Origin of the sequence: Microbacterium sp. zg.Y1084 (genome assembly GCF_024623595.1) — a bacterium.
GTDB lineage: Bacteria > Actinomycetota > Actinomycetes > Actinomycetales > Microbacteriaceae > Microbacterium > Microbacterium wangruii.
On the sequence record NZ_JANJGV010000003.1, the window covers coordinates 102315 to 120546 of the forward strand.

Genomic DNA, 18232 nt, shown 5'->3' on the forward strand with positions numbered 1-18232 from the left:
TCGGATTACGGGACCGATCGGTCCGCACACGGTGATGTTTGCGTTCACATCACCTAACATCCTGCCCTATTCGGCCCGATGATGGCTCGTGCGCCGCACGCCTCACTACGATGAGGGGATGCCGCGCCGCTCCTCCGGGGACAAAGCCCCCAGCCAGGTCGACGTCGCGCGCGTGGCGGGAGTGTCCACCCAGACCGTGTCTCGGGTGATCGCAGGTCACGTCAATGTGCGCCCCGAGACCGCGCAGCGGGTGATGGCTGCCGTCGAGGCGACCGGATACCGGCTTCACGCCGCCGCCGCTTCGCTGGCGTCCGGGCGCACCCGCATGCTCGGGGTCATCACCATCTCGACGGGCCGCTACTCCACGGGCGCGATCCTCCTCGGCGTGGAGGCGGTCGCCGCGGAGGAGGGCTACGCCGTGACCACGGCGAGCGTGCCCCATCACTCCGGCCCCGCCGCCTTCGTCGAAGCGTTCGACCGGCTGGAGCGACAGGGCGCGGAGGGGATCGTCATGCTCGCGCCGGTGGGATTCCTCGCCGACGCGCTGGGCGCGCGCACCGCGCGCACCCCCACGGTGGGGCACCGTCAGGACGACGGCCACGGCGTGGATGAGCTCATCGATCAGCGTGCGATCGCCCGAGTGGCGACGGAGCATCTGCTGGACCTCGGCCACGAGAACGTCTGGCACGTCTCCGGCGACGAGTTCTGGCAGGAGTCGCTGGCGCGGCGGGAGGAGTGGGAGAGCGTGCTGCGCGAGCGCGGCATCGCCCCGCCGCCGGTGATCCCCGGGGACTGGTCCCCCGAATCGGGATACCGAGCCGGGCGCACCATCGCGGCGATCCCCGGCGTCACCGCGGTCTTCGTCTCGAGCGATGAAATGGCTTTCGGTGTGACCCGCGCCCTGCACGAGGCCGGTCGCGCGGTCCCCGGTGATGTGTCCGTCGTGAGCGTCGACGACATCGCGCTGTCCGCCTACGCCGCACCGGCGCTGACGACGGTGCGCCAGCCGTTCGAGCAGGTGGGCCGCACGGTCGCCGCCCGGGTGATCGCGATGGTCGAGGGTGGCGAGCCGCCCGCCGTCGAGCCCATCGTGCCGGAACTCATCGTGCGCGCCTCGACCGCAGCCCCCGCCGTCGTCTCCGTGTGATCGGGTCCACCGGAGGGCGGCGATTCGTGCTGCCCGCGAATGAGCAGTAATCTGATCGGAACGCATGTCTTGCAATCAGAATCGATCAATCAGGGATCAATGTGAGCGGCGGGAGAGGCACGGCGATGACCATCACGTCCACGCACATGGAGGCCGAGCTTCGCTCGCAGCCGCAGACCTGGACCCAGGCGGCCGAGATCGCACGGGAGACGACCGCCCTGCCGCCGGTGGGTGCGCGCGTCGCCGTGGTCGGCTGCGGCACGTCGTGGTTCATCGCCCAGGCCTACGCCACCCTGCGCGAGCGCAGCGGGGCGGGCGTCACCGACGCCTTCGCGGCATCCGAGATGCCAGATCGCGACTACGACGCCGTCGTCGCGCTCACCCGTTCGGGAACCACGACGGAGGTGCTGCAGCTCGCGCGGCGCCTGCGCGGGCGCACCCCGCTCATCGGCGTGGTCGGCGACCCCACCTCCCCGCTCATGGACCTCATGGACTCCGTGGTCACGCTGCCCTTCGCCGACGAGAAGTCGGTCGTGCAGACACGCTTCGCCACGACGGCGCTGGCCCTGTTCCGGGCATCGCTCGGAGAGGACCTCTCCGGCGCGATCGCCGACGCCGAGCGCGCGATCGACGAGGACCTCGACCCCGAGCTGGTCGACGCCGAGCAGTACACCTTCATCGGCAGCGGCTGGTCGATCGGCCTCACGCACGAGGCTGCGCTCAAGATGCGCGAGGCCTCCCAGTCGTGGACCGAGTCCTACCCCGCCATGGACTACCGTCACGGCCCGATCGCCATCGCGGCGCCCGGGCGCGTCACCTGGGCGTTCGGCGACATGCCCGACGGCCTCGCCGACGACGTCCGCCGCACCGGCGCACGCTTCGAGGACGCGGGCCTCGATCCCATGGCCGAGCTCGTGCGCGCGCAGCGCGTGGCCCTCGCGCGGGCGGTGGCGCGCGGCCTGAACCCCGATGAGCCGCGCAACCTCACGCGGTCGGTCATCCTCGACGCATGAGTGCGCCGGTGATCGGCGACGGTCCGGTCGTCCTGTCGTTCGACGTCGGGGGGACGGCCACCAAGTCCGCTCTGGTCGACGCGTCGGGCCGCATCGTCGACCTGCGCCGCACCCCGACGCCCCGCTCGGCCGGCGACCCGGCGGGGGCCATCGCCGGGCACCTCGCCGGCCTCGCGGCGTCGTATCGTGCCGCCCACCGCGGGCTGGTGCCCGTGGCCGCCGGGGTGAGCGTCCCCGGGCTCGTGGACGAGGACGCCGGAGTGGCGGTGTTCTCCGGCAACCTCGGCTGGCGCGACGCCCCGATCCGGGAGCTCGCCGCACAGGCGCTCGGGATGCCGGTCGCCTTCGGTCACGACGTGCGCGCCGCCGGGCTGGCGGAGCACCGATGGGGCGCCGCGGCCGGCCATCGCGATGCGGTGGTGGTCGTCATCGGCACCGGGATCGCCTCGGCGATCCTCATCGACGGGACGCCTCTGGTCGGCGGCGGCTTCGCCGGCGAGATCGGTCACGTCGTCGCGGACCCCGAGGGCGACCCGTGCCCCTGCGGCGGGGTCGGGTGCCTCGAGACGGTCGCCTCCGCCGGGGCGATCGCGCGGCGGTACGCCCGCGCCGCCGGGGCGCCGGTCGACGGTGCTCGGGAGGTGCTGCACGCGCTGCGGGCCGGTGACCCGCGGGCGCAGAAGGTGTGGGACGAGGCGGTGGAGGCCCTCGCGCGGGAGATCGTGCGGCAGATCACCGTGCTCGCGCCCGGCGTCGTGGTGATCGGCGGCGGGCTCGCCGAGGCGGGAGACGACCTGTTCCTGCCGCTGCGCGGGCGCGTCGCCGCACTGCTGACCTTCCAGCGGCGGTGCGAGATCGTGCGGGCCGGACTCGGAGAGGATGCCGGTCTCATCGGCACCGCGCTGCGCGCGCGCCTGCTGGCCGGGGAACGCGGCGCATGATCCTGACTGTCACGCCCAACCCCGCCCTCGACGGCACCTGGCACGTCGACGGTCTCGCCGCGGGGGAGTCCCACCGCGTCGCCACCGGCGCGCAGCGGGCCGGCGGCAAGGGCGTCAACGTCGCACGGGTCCTCGCCGCCGCGGGCGACGAGGTGCTCGCGCTCATGACCGCCGGCGGTGCGAGCGGCCACGCCCTGGGCGACGACCTCCGCGCGGCAGGCATCGCGCATCGTCTGGTCCCGGTGGCTGCGCCCACGCGGCGCAGCATCGCCGTGGTCGACGACACCACGGGTGAGGCGACGCTGCTGAACGAGCGCGGTGCGGCGCTGTCGCCCGAGGAGGCCGCGGCCTTCCGGGACGAGGCGTGCAGCCTGGCGACGCGCGCGGCGGCGGTGGTCGTGTCGGGAAGTCTGCCGCCAGGGCTGGCTGCGGGCGATGTGGCCGCGATCGTGGCGGCGCCGGTCGCCTCGGGCATCGTCACCATCGCCGACGTGACCGGCGCGGCGCTGTGGGCAGCGGCCGAGGCCGGCGCGCACGTGCTCAAGCCCAACGCCGCCGAACTGCGTGAGACCACCGGCACCGACGACGTCATGGCCGGCGCGCAGGCGCTGCTGCAGTGCGGCGCGGGCCTGGTGGTGGTCTCCCTCGGCGCCGAGGGGATGCTGCTCGTGCGCCGCACCCACCCGAGCCGAGGACTGCGTGCGCGGCTCCCGTGCGTGCTGCAGGGAAACCCGACAGGGGCGGGGGATGCCGCCGTCGCCGCCCTCGCGCACCTGCTGGCGGCGCGGGGGACTGCCGAGGACCTGGGCGACGAGGAGCTGGCGCAGCTCGCGCGCACCGCCGTCGGCTGGTCGGCCTCGGCGGTGCTCATGCCGCTCGCCGGCGATCTCTCCTCCGAACGCGACGCCCTCACCGCCGCCGTGATCTTCGACACCGATTCCAGGAACCAGACATGACTCTCACTTCCACCGCCGTCATCCTCGACGAGGCCCGCCGGGCGGGTACCGCCGCCGGAGCCTTCAACGTGATCCATCTGGAGACCGCCGAGGCGCTGGTGCGCGCCGCAGAGGAGACCGGTCTCCCGGTGATCCTGCAGCTCTCCGAGAACTGCCTGCGCTACCACGGCGCCCTCGAGCCGCTCGCGCGCGCCACCCTCGAGATGGCGGCCGCCTCCCGCGCCGCCATCGCGGTGCACCTCGACCACGCCGAAGACCCCGAGCTGGCGCTGCGCGCGATCGAGCTCGGGTTCACGTCGGTGATGTACGACGGGGCGAAGCTGGACTTCGCGGAGAACGTCGCGACCACCCGCAGGGTCGTCGCCGCCGGAGACGCCGCGGGCGTGCTCGTCGAGGCGGAGCTCGGCGAGATCGGCGGCAAGGACGGTGCGCACGCACCGGGCGTGCGCACCGATCCCGACGAGGCGGCGACATTCGTGGCCGAGACGGGCGTCGGCGCGCTGGCGGTGGCGGTCGGCTCCTCACACGCGATGGCCGAGCGCACGGCGGTGCTCGACCTCGAGCTCATCGCGCGCCTGCGGGACGCCGTCCCGGTCCCGCTCGTGCTGCACGGATCGTCGGGCGTGCCCGACGACACGATCGTCGCCGGCATCGACGCCGGGCTGACGAAGATCAACGTCTCCACCCACCTGAACGCGTTCTTCACCCGCGCGGTGCGTGCGCACCTGGACGACCACCCCACCGTCGTAGACTCGCGCCGATACATCGACGCGGGGAGGTCCGCCGTGGTGACCGAGACCATGCGGCTGATGCAGCTGTTCGCTTCGCCGCGGAGCAACGGGTGAACCGAGCCGAAAGACTGAGCGCGGTGCTCGACCTGCTCGCCGAGTCGGGCAGGCTGCAGGTCGAGGAGATCGTTGAGCGCCTGGGCGTCTCGCCCGCCACCGCACGCCGGGACCTCGACGCCCTCGCCGAGCAGCAGCTGCTCGGGCGCACCCGTGGGGGTGCGGTGTCGCACTCGGTCGCCTACGACCTGCCGTTGCGCTACAAGAACCAGCAGCGACGCGAAGCCAAGCATGCGATCGCACGGACGGCCAGCGCGCTCGTCCCGCGCGGAGCGATCGTGGGGCTGTCGGGAGGGACCACGGCCACGGCGATCGCCGATGAGCTGATGACCCGGGGCGACGTCATGGAGCACGCCGAGGACCCCGGCCTGACCGTCGTCACCAATGCCGTCAACATCGCGGTGCAGCTCGCGATGCGGCCCCAGATCAAGACGGTGGTGGTGGGCGGCGTGCTGCACCCGCGCTCGTACGAGCTGGTCGGCCCGCACGCCGAGGAGACGCTCGGGCGGGTCAACCTCGACATCGCGTTCATCGGCGCGAACGCCCTGCACCCCGATCACGGAGCGACGACGCACGACGAGCGGGAGGCCGCCGTCAACGCGGCCATGGCGCGGCGGGCCGAGCGACCGGTGCTGGTCGTGGACTCCGCGAAGCTCGACAAGCGCGTCTTCGCCGTCATCGGCCCGGAGCGGCTGTTCCACACGGTCATCACCGATTCCGGCATCACCGACGAGCAGCGCACGCGCCTGGAGGACCGCGGCTACGACGTGATCGTGGCGGAGGACCCCGGCATCCCGTCCGCGCCGGACGGCGTCACGGCCGCGCCGCGCTGAGCGGGCGTCCGCGGATGCGACGGGCGAGGTCGGCGGCCGCGGCCGAGACCTGAGCCACGATCGCCGCCACGGCCTGGTCGGACCGGCCGGAGTCGAACGTCACCGCGATGCTCGCCGCCGGCCACCCGGTGTGGTCGCGCACGGCCACGGCGACCGACGCCAGGCCGGGGGTGATCTCGCCGTCCTCGGTCGCGTGCCCCTGTGCGCGGACCTCCGCGAGCAGGCGGCTGAGGGCGGAGTACCTCGAGATGCGGTCGTCGGTGCGCTGGGCGAACGCGTTGCGGTCGGGGAAGAGGGCCCGCACCTGTCCCTTGGGCAGCGTCGCCAGCAGCGCCCGCCCGCTGGCCGTGAGGTGACTGGGCAGGCGCACGCCGACGTCGGTGACGAGGGAGGGCCGCCGCGGCGCCCGCTCCTCGATGAGGTAGATGACATCGCGTCCGTGCAGCACCGCGAGGTGGCCGCTCTCCCCGACGCGGTCGACGAGCGTGGCGAGGACCGGACCGCCCAGGCGGGTGAGCGGCTGCTGCCGGGAGAACCCCGAACTGATCTCGAACGCCGCCAGGCCGATGCCGTAGCGCCGTTCCTCGGGGAAGTGCAGCGCGAACCCGTGTTCCTCGAGCACCCCGAGCAGCCGGTACACCGTCGAACGGGGCAGCGAGAGGGATGCCGCGATGCTCGCCGCGGTCACCGGTCCACGCTGCGCCGCGAGATGCTGCAGCACCGCGAGGGTCTGTCGGGCGGCGGGAGCCGTGGGCGTGGTGGCGGCGATGATCGTGTCCTTCCCGGCACCACTGTCTCACGGGTGAGACGGATTCTGCGATTGCGCATCCCGGGGGAGCCGAGCGATGCCGTGGGATGTGAACATGAAGCCCGTCGCCTCGCGCCCCGCCCCCGTCGTCGTCGGGACCGGCCCCGTCACCGTCGACGAGGTGGTCGCCGTCGCGCGTCACGGCGCCCCGATCGTCGTCTCCGACGAGGCCATCGCCGCCGTCCGCGCCGGACGCGAGACGATCGACCGGCTCGTGGCCGACCCGCAGCCGCACTATGGCATCTCGACCGGTTTCGGCGCCCTCGCCACCACGTTCATCCCCACCGCCGACCGCACCCGCCTGCAGCAGAGCCTGGTGCGCTCGCACGCCGCGGGATCCGGTGAGGAAGTGGAGCGCGAGACCGTCCGAGCGCTCATGCTGCTGCGGCTGTCGACCCTGCTCACCGGCCGCACGGGCGTGCGGCCGATCACGGCCGAGACCTATGCCGCCGTGCTGGACGCGGGGATCACCCCCGTGGTGCACGAGTACGGATCGCTGGGGTGCTCGGGAGACCTCGCCCCGCTCGCGCACTGCGCGCTCGCCGTCATGGGCGAGGGGACGGTGCGCGACGCGTCCGGCCGGCTGCAGCCGGCCGCCGAGGCGCTCGCCGCCGCCGGCATCACCCCCGTCGTGCTCGCCGAGAAGGAGGGGCTGGCGCTCATCAACGGCACCGACGGGATGCTCGGCATGCTCGCCCTCGCCATCGACGACCTCCGCCTGCTGCTGAGCACCGCCGACATCACCGCGGCGATGAGCGTGGAGGCGCTGCTCGGCACCGACGCGGCGTTCGCCGACGATCTCCAGGCGCTGCGGCCCCAGCACGGGCAGCGCCTCGCCGCAGCGAACATGCGCCGCATGCTCGCCGACTCGCCGATCGTGGCCAGTCATCGTGGCCCGGAGTGCACCCGCGTGCAGGACGCGTACTCGCTGCGCTGCGCCCCGCAGGTGCACGGTGCGGCGCGCGACACCCTCGACCACGCCGCACAGGTGGCCGAACGCGAGCTGGCCGCTGCCGTGGACAACCCGGTGGTCACCGCCGACGGGCGCGTGGAGTCCAACGGGAACTTCCACGGCGCGCCGGTCGGCTACGTGCTGGACTTCCTCGCCATCGCGGTCGCCGACGTCGCCAGCATGTCGGAGCGCCGCACCGACCGGATGCTGGATCCGGCCCGCAGCCATGGACTCCCCGCCTTCCTCGCGCACGACGCGGGCGTCGACTCCGGGCTCATGATCGCCCAGTACACCGCTGCGGGAATCGTCTCGGAGCTCAAGCGCCTCGCCGTGCCGGCGTCCGTGGACTCGATCCCCTCATCGGCCATGCAGGAGGATCACGTATCGATGGGGTGGGCGGCGGCACGCAAGCTGCGCACCGCCGTCGACGGGCTCACGCGGGTGCTCGCGATCGAGGCCATGACCGCTGCGCGCGCCCTCGACCTGCGTGCCCCGCTGACGCCCGCCCCGGCCACCGGCGCCGTGGTCGCGCACCTGCGCACCGGCATCCCCGGTCCCGGTCCCGACCGTCATCTGTCTCCCGAGATCGAGCAGGCCGTCGCCGCGGTGCGCTCGGGCTCGCTGCGCGACGCCGCCCTGGCCCGCACCCTCGAACTCCACTGACGCTCCACCCGCCCCCGGAAGGAACCCCGTGACCGACCACCAGCCCCGTCCTGTCCGCGCCGCCCGCGGCACCGCCCTCACCGCGAAGGGATGGCAGACCGAAGCGGCGCTGCGCATGCTGATGAACAACCTCGACCCCGAGGTCGCCGAGCGACCCGATGATCTCGTCGTGTACGGCGGCACCGGCCGGGCGGCGCGCAGCTGGGCGGCGTTCGACGCGATCGTGCGCACCCTCGAGACGCTCGAGGACGATGAGACCCTGCTGGTGCAGTCGGGCAAGCCCGTGGGGGTCTTCCGCACGCACGAGTGGGCGCCGCGGGTGCTGATCGCCAACTCGAACCTCGTGGGCGACTGGGCGACCTGGCCGGAATTCCGCCGGCTCGAGGCCGAGGGGCTCACGATGTACGGGCAGATGACCGCCGGATCGTGGATCTACATCGGAACGCAGGGCATCCTGCAGGGAACGTACGAGACCTTCGCGGCCGTCGCGGACAAGCGCTTCGGGGGGACCCTCGCCGGCACTCTCACCCTCACCGGCGGCGCCGGGGGCATGGGCGGCGCGCAGCCGCTGGCCGTCACGATGAACGACGGCGTCGTGCTCATCGTGGATGTCGACCCCGCGCGCCTGCAGCGCCGCGTCGACCACGGCTACCTCGACGAGATGACCGACGACCTCGAGGAGGCGCTGCGCCGGGTGCTGGCAGCCAAGGCCGAGCGCCGTCCGCTGTCGGTCGGCCTCGTCGGCAACGCCGCGACCGTGTTCCCGCAGCTGGTGCAGCAGGGCGTGCCGGTGGACATCGTCACCGATCAGACCTCCGCCCACGATCCCCTCAGCTACCTGCCCGAGGGTGTGTCGCTGGGCGAGTGGCACGAGCGGGCGGCGACCGACCCGGAAGCGTTCACCGAGGCATCCCGCCGGTCGATGGCCGCGCAGGTGCAGGCGATGGTGGATTTCCAGGATGCCGGTGCCGAGGTGTTCGACTACGGCAACTCGATCCGCGCCGAAGCGCAGCTGGGCGGGTGCGAGCGGGCGTTCGAGTTCCCCGGTTTCGTCCCCGCCTACATCCGCCCGCTGTTCGCCGAGGGCAAGGGGCCTTTCCGCTGGGCGGCGCTGTCGGGGGATCCCGCCGACATCGCCGCGACCGACCGGGCGATCCTGGAGCTGTTCCCCCACGATGAGAAGCTGCGGCGGTGGATCACCCGCGCCGGTGAGAAGGTGCACTTCGAGGGCCTCCCCGCCCGCATCTGCTGGCTCGGCTACAAGGAGCGCCACCTGGCGGGCCTGAGGTTCAACGAGATGGTGGCCTCCGGTGAGCTGAGCGCCCCGATCGTGATCGGCCGGGATCACCTGGATTCCGGCTCGGTCGCGTCGCCCTATCGTGAGACCGAGGCGATGAAGGACGGCTCCGACGCCATCGCCGACTGGCCCCTGCTCAACGCCCTGCTCAACACCGCGTCGGGCGCGACGTGGGTGTCGCTGCACCACGGCGGCGGCGTCGGCATCGGCCGGTCGATCCATGCCGGTCAGGTGGTGGTCGCCGACGGCACGGCGCTGGCCGCGCAGAAGATCGAGCGCGTGCTCGTCAACGACCCCGGCACCGGCGTCATGCGTCATGTGGATGCCGGCTACGAGCGTGCCATCGAGGTCGCCGCCGAGCGGGGCCTGCGCGTGCCGATGGCCGAGCGATGACGCCCACCGTCGCGGTCACCGCCGGTCGCCTCACAGGGCTGCACGAGATCGTCGACGTCGGGCGGGATTCCCGTCGCGGCGGCTACTCGCGGCATGTCTTTCAGCCGGCCGAGCTCGAGCTGCGGGCGTGGTTCGCCGAGCGGGCCGGTCGCCTGGGGCTGCACGTCGAAACCGACCGCAACGGCAACATGTGGGCGTGGTGGGGGGAGCCGGGACCCGATGCGGTGGTGCTCGGGAGCCACCTCGACTCGGTGCCGGGAGGCGGGGAGTTCGACGGCCCGCTCGGTGTGGTCAGCGCCCTCGACGCGATCGCGCTGCTGCGCGCCGACGGCTTCGCGCCGTCGCGGCCCTGCGCCGTGGTCGTCTTCGCGGAGGAGGAGGGATCGCGCTTCGGCGTCGCGTGCCTCGGCTCGCGGCTGATGACGGGAGCGATCGCCCCCGATCGCGCCGGCGCCCTCGTCGATGCCGACGGCATCGCGTTCGCCGACGCCGCGGCGGCCCACGGCATCCCGCCCCGCCACCTCGGCCGCGACGACGCCGCGCTCGGGCGCATCGGACTGTTCCTGGAGCTGCATGTCGAGCAGGGCCGCGGACTGATCGACCTCGACGCGCCCCTCGCCGTCGCCTCGAGCATCCTCGCCCACGGCCGGTGGCGCATCGACGTCGCGGGCGAGGGCAACCATGCCGGCGCGACCCGCATGGCCGACCGCCGCGACCCCATGGTCGCCGCCGCCCGCGGCATCATCGCGGTGCGCGCCGCTGCCGCCGTACGCGGGGACGACAGGGCGACGGTGGGGCGCATCTCCGCCGTGCCGGGCGGGACCAACGTGATCCCGTCGGTCGTCACCGCCTGGCTCGACGCCCGCAGCGCCGGCGACGACGACACCCGTGAGCTCGTGGCCGACATCGCCGCGCGGGTGACCGCGGAGGCCGCGGACGAGGGCTGCACCGCCACCGTCACCGAGGAGTCGTGGAGCGGCGCGGTGCAGTTCGACCCCGTCCTGCGCGAGGCGCTGGCTTCGCGCCTGGGCGGCATCCCCGCGCTGCCCACGGGTGCCGGGCACGATGCGGGGGTGCTGGCCGCGCACGTCCCGACGGCCATGCTGTTCGTCCGCAACCCCAGCGGGGTGTCGCATTCGCCCGAGGAGCACGCCACCCTCGACGACACCGTCGCGGGCGTGGTCGCGCTCGAGCAGGTGCTGCGAGGCCTGCTGTGATCATCCACTGCCAGACCGCGCTCATCGACGGCGTCCCGGTGCGCTCCGTGCGGCTGCACGTCGACCCGTCGGGGAGCATCGCCCGCATCGAGCCGGGTGTCGCGCCCGGGGAGGGCGATCTGCGGCTGGGCATGGTGCTCCCCGGCGCGGGCAACGCCCACTCGCACGCGTTCCACCGGGTGCTGCGCGGGCGCACCCACGACGGCGGCGGGGATTTCTGGCGGTGGCGCGAGCGCATGTACGCCGCCGCGGCGCGACTGGACCCCGCCCTCTACCACGACCTCGCCCGCGCCGTCTTCGGCGAGATGCTCGCGGCCGGGTACACCGCTGTCGCGGAGTTCCACTACGTGCACCACCGTCCCGACGGCACCGCCTACGATCCGGCGCACGCCATGGAGCGCGCGCTGGCCGAGGCGGCCGCCGACACCGGCATCCGGCTCACTCTGCTGGACACCTGCTACCTCGCGGGCGGGATCGGTGCGCCGCTCACCCTCGCGCAGCTGCGGTTCGGCGACGGCACCGCCGCAGGCTGGCTGCGCCGCTGGCACGCGCTGCGCGACGCCCTCGGTCCGTCGGTGGTGCTGGGCGCCGCGGTGCATTCCGTGCGCGCGGTGACCCCCGAGGACATCGGGGCGATCGTCGCCGGGCTTCCGGACGACGTTCCGCTGCACGTCCACCTCTCGGAGCAGCCGCAGGAGAACGCCGACTGCCTGGCGGCCTACGGCCGCACGCCGACGCAGGTGCTCGCCGACGCCGGGGCCCTCGCACCCCGGCTGAGCGCCGTGCACGCGACGCATCTCACCGCCGACGACGTGCGGATGCTGGGGGATGCCGGGGTCACGGCGGTGTTCTGCCCCACGACCGAGGCCGACCTCGGCGACGGCATCGGCCCGGCGCGGGAGCTCGCCGACGCGGGGGCGCGCATCGCCCTCGGGTCGGACCAGAACGCCGTGGTCGACCCCTTTCTCGAGGTGCGCGGCCTCGAAGCCGGCGAGCGTCTGGCCTCGGGTCGCCGCGGCCGGTTCAGCACGGTGGAACTGGCCGCGGCGCTCGCCGACAACGGCTACGCCGCCTGCGGTCTGACCGGCGGCATCCGCGTCGGCGCGCCCTGCGACCTCGTCGAGCTGGATGCCGCGACCGTGCGCACGGTCGGCGCAGAGCCCGCGCAACTGGTGCTCGCCGCCACCGCCTCCGACGTCCGCCGTGTCATCGTGGGAGGGCGGCTGCGGGCAGCCGCCGGCGTGCTCCGAGGCCGCGACGGCGGGGCGGGCGTCGACCCCGCCGCGCTGCTTGCGGCGGCCCTGCGACCCTTCGACACGTCCGAGGAGGACTGATATGGCGACCCTGCTGACCGACATCGGCGAGCTCACGACCCACGCCCCCGGCGAACCCCGCCTCCAGGACGCCGCGGTGGTGATCGAGGGAGACCGCATCGCGTGGATCGGCGGCGCCGCCGATGCACCCGCCGCCGATGAGGCCGTGACGCTGGGTGGCCGCGCCGTGCTCCCCGGCTGGGTGGACGCCCACACGCACCTCGTGTTCGCCGGCGACCGGTCCGCCGAGTTCGAGGCGCGGATGGCGGGGCAGGCGTACGCCGCGGGCGGGATCGCGACGACGGTGACGGCGACCCGCGCGGCGAGCGAGGGGGACCTCGCCGCCAACCTGCGGCGGCTGCGTCTGGAGGCGCTGCGCCAGGGGACGACCGTGCTGGAGACGAAGACCGGGTACGGCCTGGACGTCGCCTCCGAGGCGCAGAGCGCCCGCATCGCGGCAGCCGAGGCCGATGTCGTCACGTTCCTCGGCGCGCACATCGTGCCCGAAGGTGCGGACCCGCGCACCTATCTGGATCTCGTCACCGGCCCGATGCTCGACGCGGTGCGCCCGTGGGTGCAGTTCATCGACGTCTTCTGCGAGCGGGGGGCGTTCGACGTCGAACAGTCCCGCGAGGTGCTGCAGGCCGGAGTGCGGGCGGGGCTCGGCCTGCGCGTGCACGGAAACCAACTCGGTCACGGCGGGGGCGTGGCGCTCGCGGTGGAGATGGGGGCTGCCAGCGTCGACCACTGCAACGCACTCACCGACCACGACATCGATCTGCTGGCCGGGTCCGACACCGTCGCCACGGTGCTGCCCGCATGCGACCTCTCCACCCGCCAGCCGCTCGCGCCGGCGCGCCGGCTGTGGGATGCCGGAGCCACGGTGGCCATCGCGACCAACGCCAACCCGGGCACCTCGTACACGACGTCGATGCCGTACTGCGTCGCGACCGCCGTGCTGCAGATGGGCCTCTCCATCGAGGAGGCGGTGTGGTCGGCCACCCGCGGCGGAGCCGTGGCGCTCTCGCTGGTGGACCACCCCGATGCGGTGGGGATGATCGCCGTCGGCGGCCGCGCGGATCTCCAGGCGCTCGACGCGCCCTCCGTGTCGCACCTGGCCTACCGGCCCGGCGTCCCGCTGACGGCCGCCGTCTGGCGCGCGGGGGAGCGGGTCGCCCTCTAAGCGGCGAGGGGCTGCCGCGCCGCCGGCGCGATGGTCGCGAGGGGCTCATCGGCCCACGCCAGGGAGAGCCCGGCGGAGGAGTTGGCCATGGCGGCGAGGTCGCGCAGCAGCTCGGGGTCGAGAGTCTCGGGCTCGGGGCTTTCGAAGACGAAGCGCAGCGGGATCGACGGCTGCATCCACAGGGTCGTGCGGCCTCGCTCGTCGCCGTCGGGGTGACGCCACGAGAGGGTGAAACTCTCGCTGCGCCGCAGCTTGGTGGCGGTGACCACCTTCACGTGCGCGAGGAGCCGGTCCGGGATCTCGGCCGGGGTCTTGTCCGCTCCGTAGTAGAGAAGTCCCACTTCTGTCCCTTTCGCTTGCGGTGCGCTCGTGGCGTCGCCGTGTGTCGGCTGACTACTTCTCTACCGGAGATCTTCACTCGATGTCAATCACACTGAGTATGTAATACAGATGGTGTGTAATCGGATGGACCGGATCCCGGTTTTCGCTTTACACTGAGGAGACGACATGACCGTGATGCTCGACGCAGCGCCCACTCTCGAGGAACGCCAGGCCGCCGCCTGGTTCCCCGTGGAGACGGGTTTCTGGGTCGCCAACACGGGAGGTCGCTACTTGGGGGCGGTCGAACGACTGCGCTCGGGTGAGTTCAGTGCCCGCGACGCCACCGGCGCCGAGGTGGGGTGCTTCGGCACTCTCGCCGAGGCACGGGACGCGGTCACAAGCGAAGCCTGGTAGGAAGCGGGAGAAGACATGCCCCAGACGGTCGTGCGCCACGAGAACGAGCACCTGTACGCCGACCCGCCCGAGCGCGAGGCAGGCCGTGCACTCAGTGACGCCATCCTGCGGCTGCGCCGCGCCGAGCGCGGCCAGGAGCGCCGCGCCACGGCCCGCTCCACGCTCTCCGGCCTCGACCTCACGGCGCTGCGCTATCTCGTGCAGGGTGCCCGCGACGAGCGCGATCTCAGCCCCAAGGACCTGCTGACGATGCTCTCCACCTCCAGCGCCACCATCACGAACGTCGTCGAGCGACTCGTCTGCCGCGGTCTCGTCGAGCGCGTCCAGCACCCCCGCGACCGCCGTGCGCACTATCTCGTCCCCACCCCTGCTGCCTTCCGCCTCGTCGACGAGGCCTACGCCTCGCATCACAGCGCGATCGTCGAGGTGATCGACGGGCTGACGGATCAGCAGGCCGACGCCGCCGCCCTCGTCATCGCTCGTCTGGCCGAGCGGCTCGACCTGCTGGAGCGCGAGGAGCGGATCGCGGACGCCGAGGCCGGGCTGCGCTGAAGCCCGGTCAGTCCCACCCCAGGGGGACCGCGGTGATCGAATCCAGCCCGGTCACCGTGATCCAGCCCTCGGCGAGGTGCGCGGCATCCGTTCCCGGTTCGGGGACGTTCGGCAGGTCCTCGACAGCCAGACGGATGTGATGCTCCTCCCGCTCGCTGAGCGTGGTCTGGACGATGCCGAACGGTGCCAGGCTCGCCTCGCGCACGCCGCGCGGCTCGGCGGTGTTGGGCGCATTGACGTTGAGGACGGTCCCCGGGCTGCGCGCGAGCAGATCCGGCAGCAGGCGCAGCACCGCCTGAGCCGCAGCCTCCCAGTGGAACTCGGTCGGCCGCATGCCGACGTCGAGCGATACCGCCAGAGCGCGCGCACCGTTGAGGCCGGCCGTCAGAGCGGCTCCCACCGTGCCGGAGTGCAGGATCGCCCTCCCCACGTTGGCGCCGTGATTCACCCCCGACAGCACGAGCTCCGGGGGCGGGCCGAACGCGCCGTGCGTCGCGATCATGGCGATCAGACCGGGGCCGCCGTGCACCGCGAACGCCGGGATCTCCTCGAGCCCGCCGATGTCCCGGCGCTCCACGGCGATGCGGCCATCGTGGTCCTCCGCCATGATCGACGCGCTCGCGCCGCTGGACTGCGACGCCGGAGCCGCGATCACCACATCGAGCCCGGCCGACAGCGCCGCCGCCGCGAGGGCATGAAGGCCGGGCGCGTCGATGCCGTCATCGTTGGTGACGAGCGTGCGGGTCATGTCCGCCGCTCCTCCGGTTCGGCCAGGGCGGCCAGCCCGTCGCGGCTCACCCGCCCCGTGACCGGCTGATCCGGCAGGGCGGCGTCGCCGGCGGCGTCGCGCACGACCACCGCTCTGCGCAGCGCCGCGATCGCCGCGGCATCCCCTGTTCCGAGGCCGTGGCGTGTGACGTTGAGGGCACCTGCCGCAGCCCCCAGGGTCACCGCCGTCCGCGCCGTCTCGCCCGCGGCGATGGCCGCTGCGACCCCGGCCGTGAGCGAGTCGCCGGCGCCGGCGGTGTCGACCACCTGCATCCGGGGGGAGGCCACCTCGAGGAAGCCGCGCTCATCCAGCAGCAGCAGCGGCTCGGCGGCGCGGGAGACGATGACGGTGCACGCGCCGTGCTCGTGCAGCCGCCGCATCGCGGCGCGGATGGCACCCACCGAGCGGTCGCGGATGAGCATGTCGGCGTGCAGTTCCTCGTCGCTCACCTTCAGTACCGCGACCCCACCCGCCACCGCGGCCGCAAGGCGACGGCCGGCGAGGTCCACCAGCACCGGGATGCCGCTCGCGCGCAGGTCGGCCGCCAGTCGGCGGTAGGTGTCCGGCGGCAGGGTGTCGTCGCCCGCCGGACCGCTGAGGATCACCAGCCGGGACTGCAGTCCTGCCGCGAGGGTGCCGCTGTACAGCTCGTCGAGGTCGTGGCGCCCGATCGGGTCGCCGCGGTGCTCGGCGACGATCGTGCGCCGTCCGTCGCGACGGTCGTGCACGTACGCGGACCCGTGGCCCTGACGCAGCACGGGCACGACGGTGATGCCCTCGTCCTGCAGGAGGCGGTGCACGACGCGCCCGGTCTCGCCGGTCAGCGCGCAGCACATCGTGACGCTTCGGCCCAGACGCAGCAGCATGCGGGCCTGCCAGACGCCCTGCCCGCCGGCATGCACATGGATCTCGTTGTCGGAGGGGTGGTCCTCGACGGTGATGGTCAGGGTCGGGGACGGCGCGAAGATCGTCACATCGCTCATGGCCGTGACCCTACGGCCGCCGGCCCCCCGGCGCACCCCCTCGAGTGGGGGAGGTGTCAGCCCTGGAGGCCGAGTCCGCGGCGCGCGGTCGTCGCCATGGGGCAGTCGAACGGATCGCGGGCGGCGAGTCCGACCCGGTTGAGGTACTCGATCACGATCGCGTAGGAGGTGATGAGGCTGGTCTCCGTGTAGGGCACATTCAGCTCTCGGCACGCTTCCATGACGATCGGGCGCGCCTTGGCCAGGTGCGGCCGGGGCATGTTCGGGAACAGGTGGTGCTCGATCTGGTAGTTGAGCCCACCCATCAGCCACGTCGCCCACCATCCGCCGCGGATGTTGCGGGAGGTGCGCACCTGCTTGCTGAAGAAGTCGAGCTTGGCGTCCTTGTCGATGACGGGCATGCCCTTGTGGTTCGGCGCGAACGAGGCGCCCATGTACACGCCGAAGACGGCGACCTGCACGGCGAAGAACGCGAACGCCATGCCGAGCGGCAGGAAGAGGAAGATGGGGACGAAGACCGCCGTGTGGCGCACGGCCAGCAGAACGAGTTCGTAGGCGCGGCCCTTGACCGGCTGGCGGCTGAAAAGGTGACGCAGCGCGATGGCGTACAGGTTCAGGCCCTCGAGCGTGAGGAGGGGGAAGAACAGCCAGCCCTGACGCTTGGTGATGGCGCGCCGGATTCCGCGGGCGGAGGCGGCATCCTCGTCGAGGAACGAGATGGTGTCGATCTCGATGTCGGGGTCCTTGCCGACCCGGTTCGGGTTGGCGTGGTGACGCGTGTGCTTCGTCGTCCACCAGGACACGCTCATCCCGACGATGGCGGGGCCGATGAACCGGGCCAGGCGATCGTTGGCGGGGCCGGATGCGAAGATCTGGCGGTGGGCGGCCTCGTGCGCGAGGAAGGCCACCTGCGTGAAGAGGATGCCGGAGACGGCAGCGACGATCAGCTGCAGCCAGCTGTCGCCCAGCATGAAGAATGCGACGATGCAGGCGGCGAAGCCGACGAGGATCGCGGCTCCGACGGCGGCGTAGAACCCGGGGGTGCGGGTGAGCAGCCCCTTCTCCTTCACCGCGGCGGACACATCGGTGTACGCGCGCGTGATGGGAGGGAATTCCTTGGTGCTCGCGTAGGTCTGACGGATCGGACCGAGCGTGGCTTCCATAACAGTGGCAGACATAGCCTCACCTGTTTCCTCGGGGACCTTGAGGCCCGTGGGCTGACGGCGGGTGCCACCTGCTGTCTTCGACAGTACGCGTCCGTCTATGCGGCTTGCGGAATGCGATACGGAGTGTGCAATGCACTAGGGCCGGCACGCGAGTCGCGTGCCGGCCTTCGTGGGAAACTCAGAGTGCGCGGATGTTCGCAGCCTGCATGCCCTTGGGGCCCTGCTCTGCGTCGTACTCCACCTTCTGCGTCTCGCGCAGTTCCTTGAAGCCGTTGCCGGCGATCGCGCTGTAGTGCGCGAACAGGTCGGCAGAGCCGTCATCCGGCGCGATGAAGCCGTAGCCCTTTTCGGAGTTGAACCATTTCACGGTGCCAGTGGCCATCGTGTCTTTCCTTCTACTTTTCGGGCCGCGAGTGCGACCGATGGTGCCGAGCCGACGAATGCGACGCGGACGGATGGACCGCGA

Annotated in this window: 19 protein-coding genes; 13 read left to right on the forward strand and 6 right to left on the reverse strand. The window is 72.7% G+C overall.

Annotation, left to right across the window (positions count from 1 at the left end; translation table 11 throughout):
* Positions 1–118 precede the first annotated feature (118 nt).
* From NQ165_RS04975 to NQ165_RS05000, 6 genes are all read left to right on the forward strand, one after another.
* Positions 119–1147, forward strand: a complete 1029-nt coding sequence (locus tag NQ165_RS04975; RefSeq protein ID WP_257526290.1) for a substrate-binding domain-containing protein — start codon at positions 119–121, stop codon at positions 1145–1147.
* A 125-nt stretch (positions 1148–1272) separates the two neighbouring features.
* Complete coding sequence (locus NQ165_RS04980; RefSeq protein ID WP_257531904.1) at positions 1273–2160, forward strand: SIS domain-containing protein; 888 nt, start codon at positions 1273–1275, stop codon at positions 2158–2160.
* Complete coding sequence (locus tag NQ165_RS04985) at positions 2157–3101, forward strand: ROK family protein (RefSeq protein ID WP_257526288.1); 945 nt, start codon at positions 2157–2159, stop codon at positions 3099–3101. Before NQ165_RS04980 ends, NQ165_RS04985 begins: the two co-directional genes overlap by 4 nt.
* Positions 3098–4057, forward strand: coding sequence for a 1-phosphofructokinase family hexose kinase (locus NQ165_RS04990; RefSeq protein ID WP_257531906.1), 960 nt, complete (start codon positions 3098–3100; stop codon positions 4055–4057). The genes NQ165_RS04985 and NQ165_RS04990 overlap by 4 nt, the downstream gene beginning before the upstream one ends.
* Complete coding sequence (locus NQ165_RS04995; RefSeq protein WP_257526286.1) at positions 4054–4902, forward strand: class II fructose-bisphosphate aldolase; 849 nt, start codon at positions 4054–4056, stop codon at positions 4900–4902. The genes NQ165_RS04990 and NQ165_RS04995 overlap by 4 nt, the downstream gene beginning before the upstream one ends.
* Positions 4899–5735, forward strand: a complete 837-nt coding sequence (locus NQ165_RS05000) for a DeoR/GlpR family DNA-binding transcription regulator (protein WP_257526285.1) — start codon at positions 4899–4901, stop codon at positions 5733–5735. The genes NQ165_RS04995 and NQ165_RS05000 overlap by 4 nt, the downstream gene beginning before the upstream one ends.
* Here NQ165_RS05000 and NQ165_RS05005 read toward each other — a convergent pair.
* Complete coding sequence (locus NQ165_RS05005) at positions 5716–6456, reverse strand: IclR family transcriptional regulator (RefSeq protein WP_374940926.1); 741 nt, start codon at positions 6454–6456, stop codon at positions 5716–5718. The two genes, NQ165_RS05000 and NQ165_RS05005, sit on opposite strands and share 20 nt — an antisense overlap.
* A 142-nt stretch (positions 6457–6598) precedes the next feature.
* On the opposite strand from NQ165_RS05005, the gene hutH reads away from it, so the two are divergent.
* The 5 genes from hutH to hutI are packed head-to-tail and all read left to right on the forward strand — an operon-like array spanning position 6599 to position 13561.
* Positions 6599–8158 carry a histidine ammonia-lyase gene (hutH, locus tag NQ165_RS05010; protein WP_257531908.1) on the forward strand — a complete coding sequence of 520 codons (1560 nt, stop codon included), beginning with the start codon at positions 6599–6601 and terminating at the stop codon, positions 8156–8158.
* A 28-nt stretch (positions 8159–8186) separates the two neighbouring features.
* On the forward strand, positions 8187–9848 hold the full coding sequence (gene hutU / locus NQ165_RS05015) for a urocanate hydratase (protein ID WP_257531910.1): 1662 nt from the start codon (positions 8187–8189) through the stop codon (positions 9846–9848).
* Positions 9845–11065 (forward strand): allantoate amidohydrolase, encoded by a 1221-nt coding sequence (locus tag NQ165_RS05020; RefSeq protein WP_257531912.1) that lies wholly within the window; start codon positions 9845–9847, stop codon positions 11063–11065. Before hutU ends, NQ165_RS05020 begins: the two co-directional genes overlap by 4 nt.
* Positions 11062–12399, forward strand: coding sequence for a formimidoylglutamate deiminase (locus tag NQ165_RS05025; RefSeq protein ID WP_257526281.1), 1338 nt, complete (start codon positions 11062–11064; stop codon positions 12397–12399). Before NQ165_RS05020 ends, NQ165_RS05025 begins: the two co-directional genes overlap by 4 nt.
* 1 nt (position 12400) lies before the next feature.
* A complete protein-coding gene (gene hutI, locus NQ165_RS05030) occupies positions 12401–13561 on the forward strand; it encodes an imidazolonepropionase (protein ID WP_257526280.1) in 1161 nt (386 codons plus the stop codon).
* Here hutI and NQ165_RS05035 read toward each other — a convergent pair.
* The gene (locus tag NQ165_RS05035) at positions 13558–13902 is read right to left on the reverse strand and encodes a hypothetical protein (RefSeq protein WP_257526279.1); all 345 of its coding nucleotides are present in this window, start codon (positions 13900–13902) and stop codon (positions 13558–13560) included. The genes hutI and NQ165_RS05035 overlap by 4 nt on opposite strands.
* A gap of 166 nt (positions 13903–14068) precedes the next feature.
* On the opposite strand from NQ165_RS05035, the gene NQ165_RS05040 reads away from it, so the two are divergent.
* Positions 14069–14296, forward strand: coding sequence for a hypothetical protein (locus NQ165_RS05040; protein WP_257526278.1), 228 nt, complete (start codon positions 14069–14071; stop codon positions 14294–14296).
* A gap of 15 nt (positions 14297–14311) precedes the next feature.
* Positions 14312–14848 carry a MarR family winged helix-turn-helix transcriptional regulator gene (locus NQ165_RS05045; RefSeq protein WP_257526277.1) on the forward strand — a complete coding sequence of 179 codons (537 nt, stop codon included), beginning with the start codon at positions 14312–14314 and terminating at the stop codon, positions 14846–14848.
* Positions 14849–14855: 7 nt separating this feature from the next.
* Here the strand turns inward: NQ165_RS05045 and surE are convergent, their stop codons facing one another.
* From surE to NQ165_RS05065, 4 genes are all read right to left on the reverse strand, one after another.
* Positions 14856–15596 (reverse strand): 5'/3'-nucleotidase SurE, encoded by a 741-nt coding sequence (surE, locus tag NQ165_RS05050; RefSeq protein ID WP_257526276.1) that lies wholly within the window; start codon positions 15594–15596, stop codon positions 14856–14858.
* Positions 15593–16600, reverse strand: coding sequence for a PfkB family carbohydrate kinase (locus tag NQ165_RS05055; RefSeq protein WP_257531914.1), 1008 nt, complete (start codon positions 16598–16600; stop codon positions 15593–15595). Before NQ165_RS05055 ends, surE begins: the two co-directional genes overlap by 4 nt.
* A 56-nt stretch (positions 16601–16656) precedes the next feature.
* Positions 16657–17778, reverse strand: a complete 1122-nt coding sequence (locus NQ165_RS05060) for an acyl-CoA desaturase (protein ID WP_257526274.1) — start codon at positions 17776–17778, stop codon at positions 16657–16659.
* Positions 17779–17944: 166 nt separating this feature from the next.
* Positions 17945–18148: a cold-shock protein gene (locus NQ165_RS05065; RefSeq protein WP_191718937.1), complete on the reverse strand. Its 204-nt coding sequence runs from the start codon at positions 18146–18148 to the stop codon at positions 17945–17947.
* Between the last annotated feature and the right edge of the window lie 84 nt (positions 18149–18232).

Coding starts and splice junctions, on each gene's coding strand:
- NQ165_RS04975 (WP_257526290.1), top strand. CDS start 119: ATGCCGCGCCGCTCCTCCGGGGACAAAGCCCCCAGCCAGGTCGACGTC.
- NQ165_RS04980 (WP_257531904.1), top strand. CDS start 1,273: ATGACCATCACGTCCACGCACATGGAGGCCGAGCTTCGCTCGCAGCCG.
- NQ165_RS04985 (WP_257526288.1), top strand. CDS start 2,157: ATGAGTGCGCCGGTGATCGGCGACGGTCCGGTCGTCCTGTCGTTCGAC.
- NQ165_RS04990 (WP_257531906.1), top strand. CDS start 3,098: ATGATCCTGACTGTCACGCCCAACCCCGCCCTCGACGGCACCTGGCAC.
- NQ165_RS04995 (WP_257526286.1), top strand. CDS start 4,054: ATGACTCTCACTTCCACCGCCGTCATCCTCGACGAGGCCCGCCGGGCG.
- hutH (WP_257531908.1), top strand. CDS start 6,599: ATGAAGCCCGTCGCCTCGCGCCCCGCCCCCGTCGTCGTCGGGACCGGC.
- NQ165_RS05020 (WP_257531912.1), top strand. CDS start 9,845: ATGACGCCCACCGTCGCGGTCACCGCCGGTCGCCTCACAGGGCTGCAC.
- hutI (WP_257526280.1), top strand. CDS start 12,401: ATGGCGACCCTGCTGACCGACATCGGCGAGCTCACGACCCACGCCCCC.
- NQ165_RS05040 (WP_257526278.1), top strand. CDS start 14,069: ATGACCGTGATGCTCGACGCAGCGCCCACTCTCGAGGAACGCCAGGCC.
- NQ165_RS05045 (WP_257526277.1), top strand. CDS start 14,312: ATGCCCCAGACGGTCGTGCGCCACGAGAACGAGCACCTGTACGCCGAC.
- surE (WP_257526276.1), bottom strand. CDS start 15,596: ATGACCCGCACGCTCGTCACCAACGATGACGGCATCGACGCGCCCGGC.
- NQ165_RS05055 (WP_257531914.1), bottom strand. CDS start 16,600: ATGAGCGATGTGACGATCTTCGCGCCGTCCCCGACCCTGACCATCACC.
- NQ165_RS05060 (WP_257526274.1), bottom strand. CDS start 17,778: ATGTCTGCCACTGTTATGGAAGCCACGCTCGGTCCGATCCGTCAGACC.
- NQ165_RS05065 (WP_191718937.1), bottom strand. CDS start 18,148: ATGGCCACTGGCACCGTGAAATGGTTCAACTCCGAAAAGGGCTACGGC.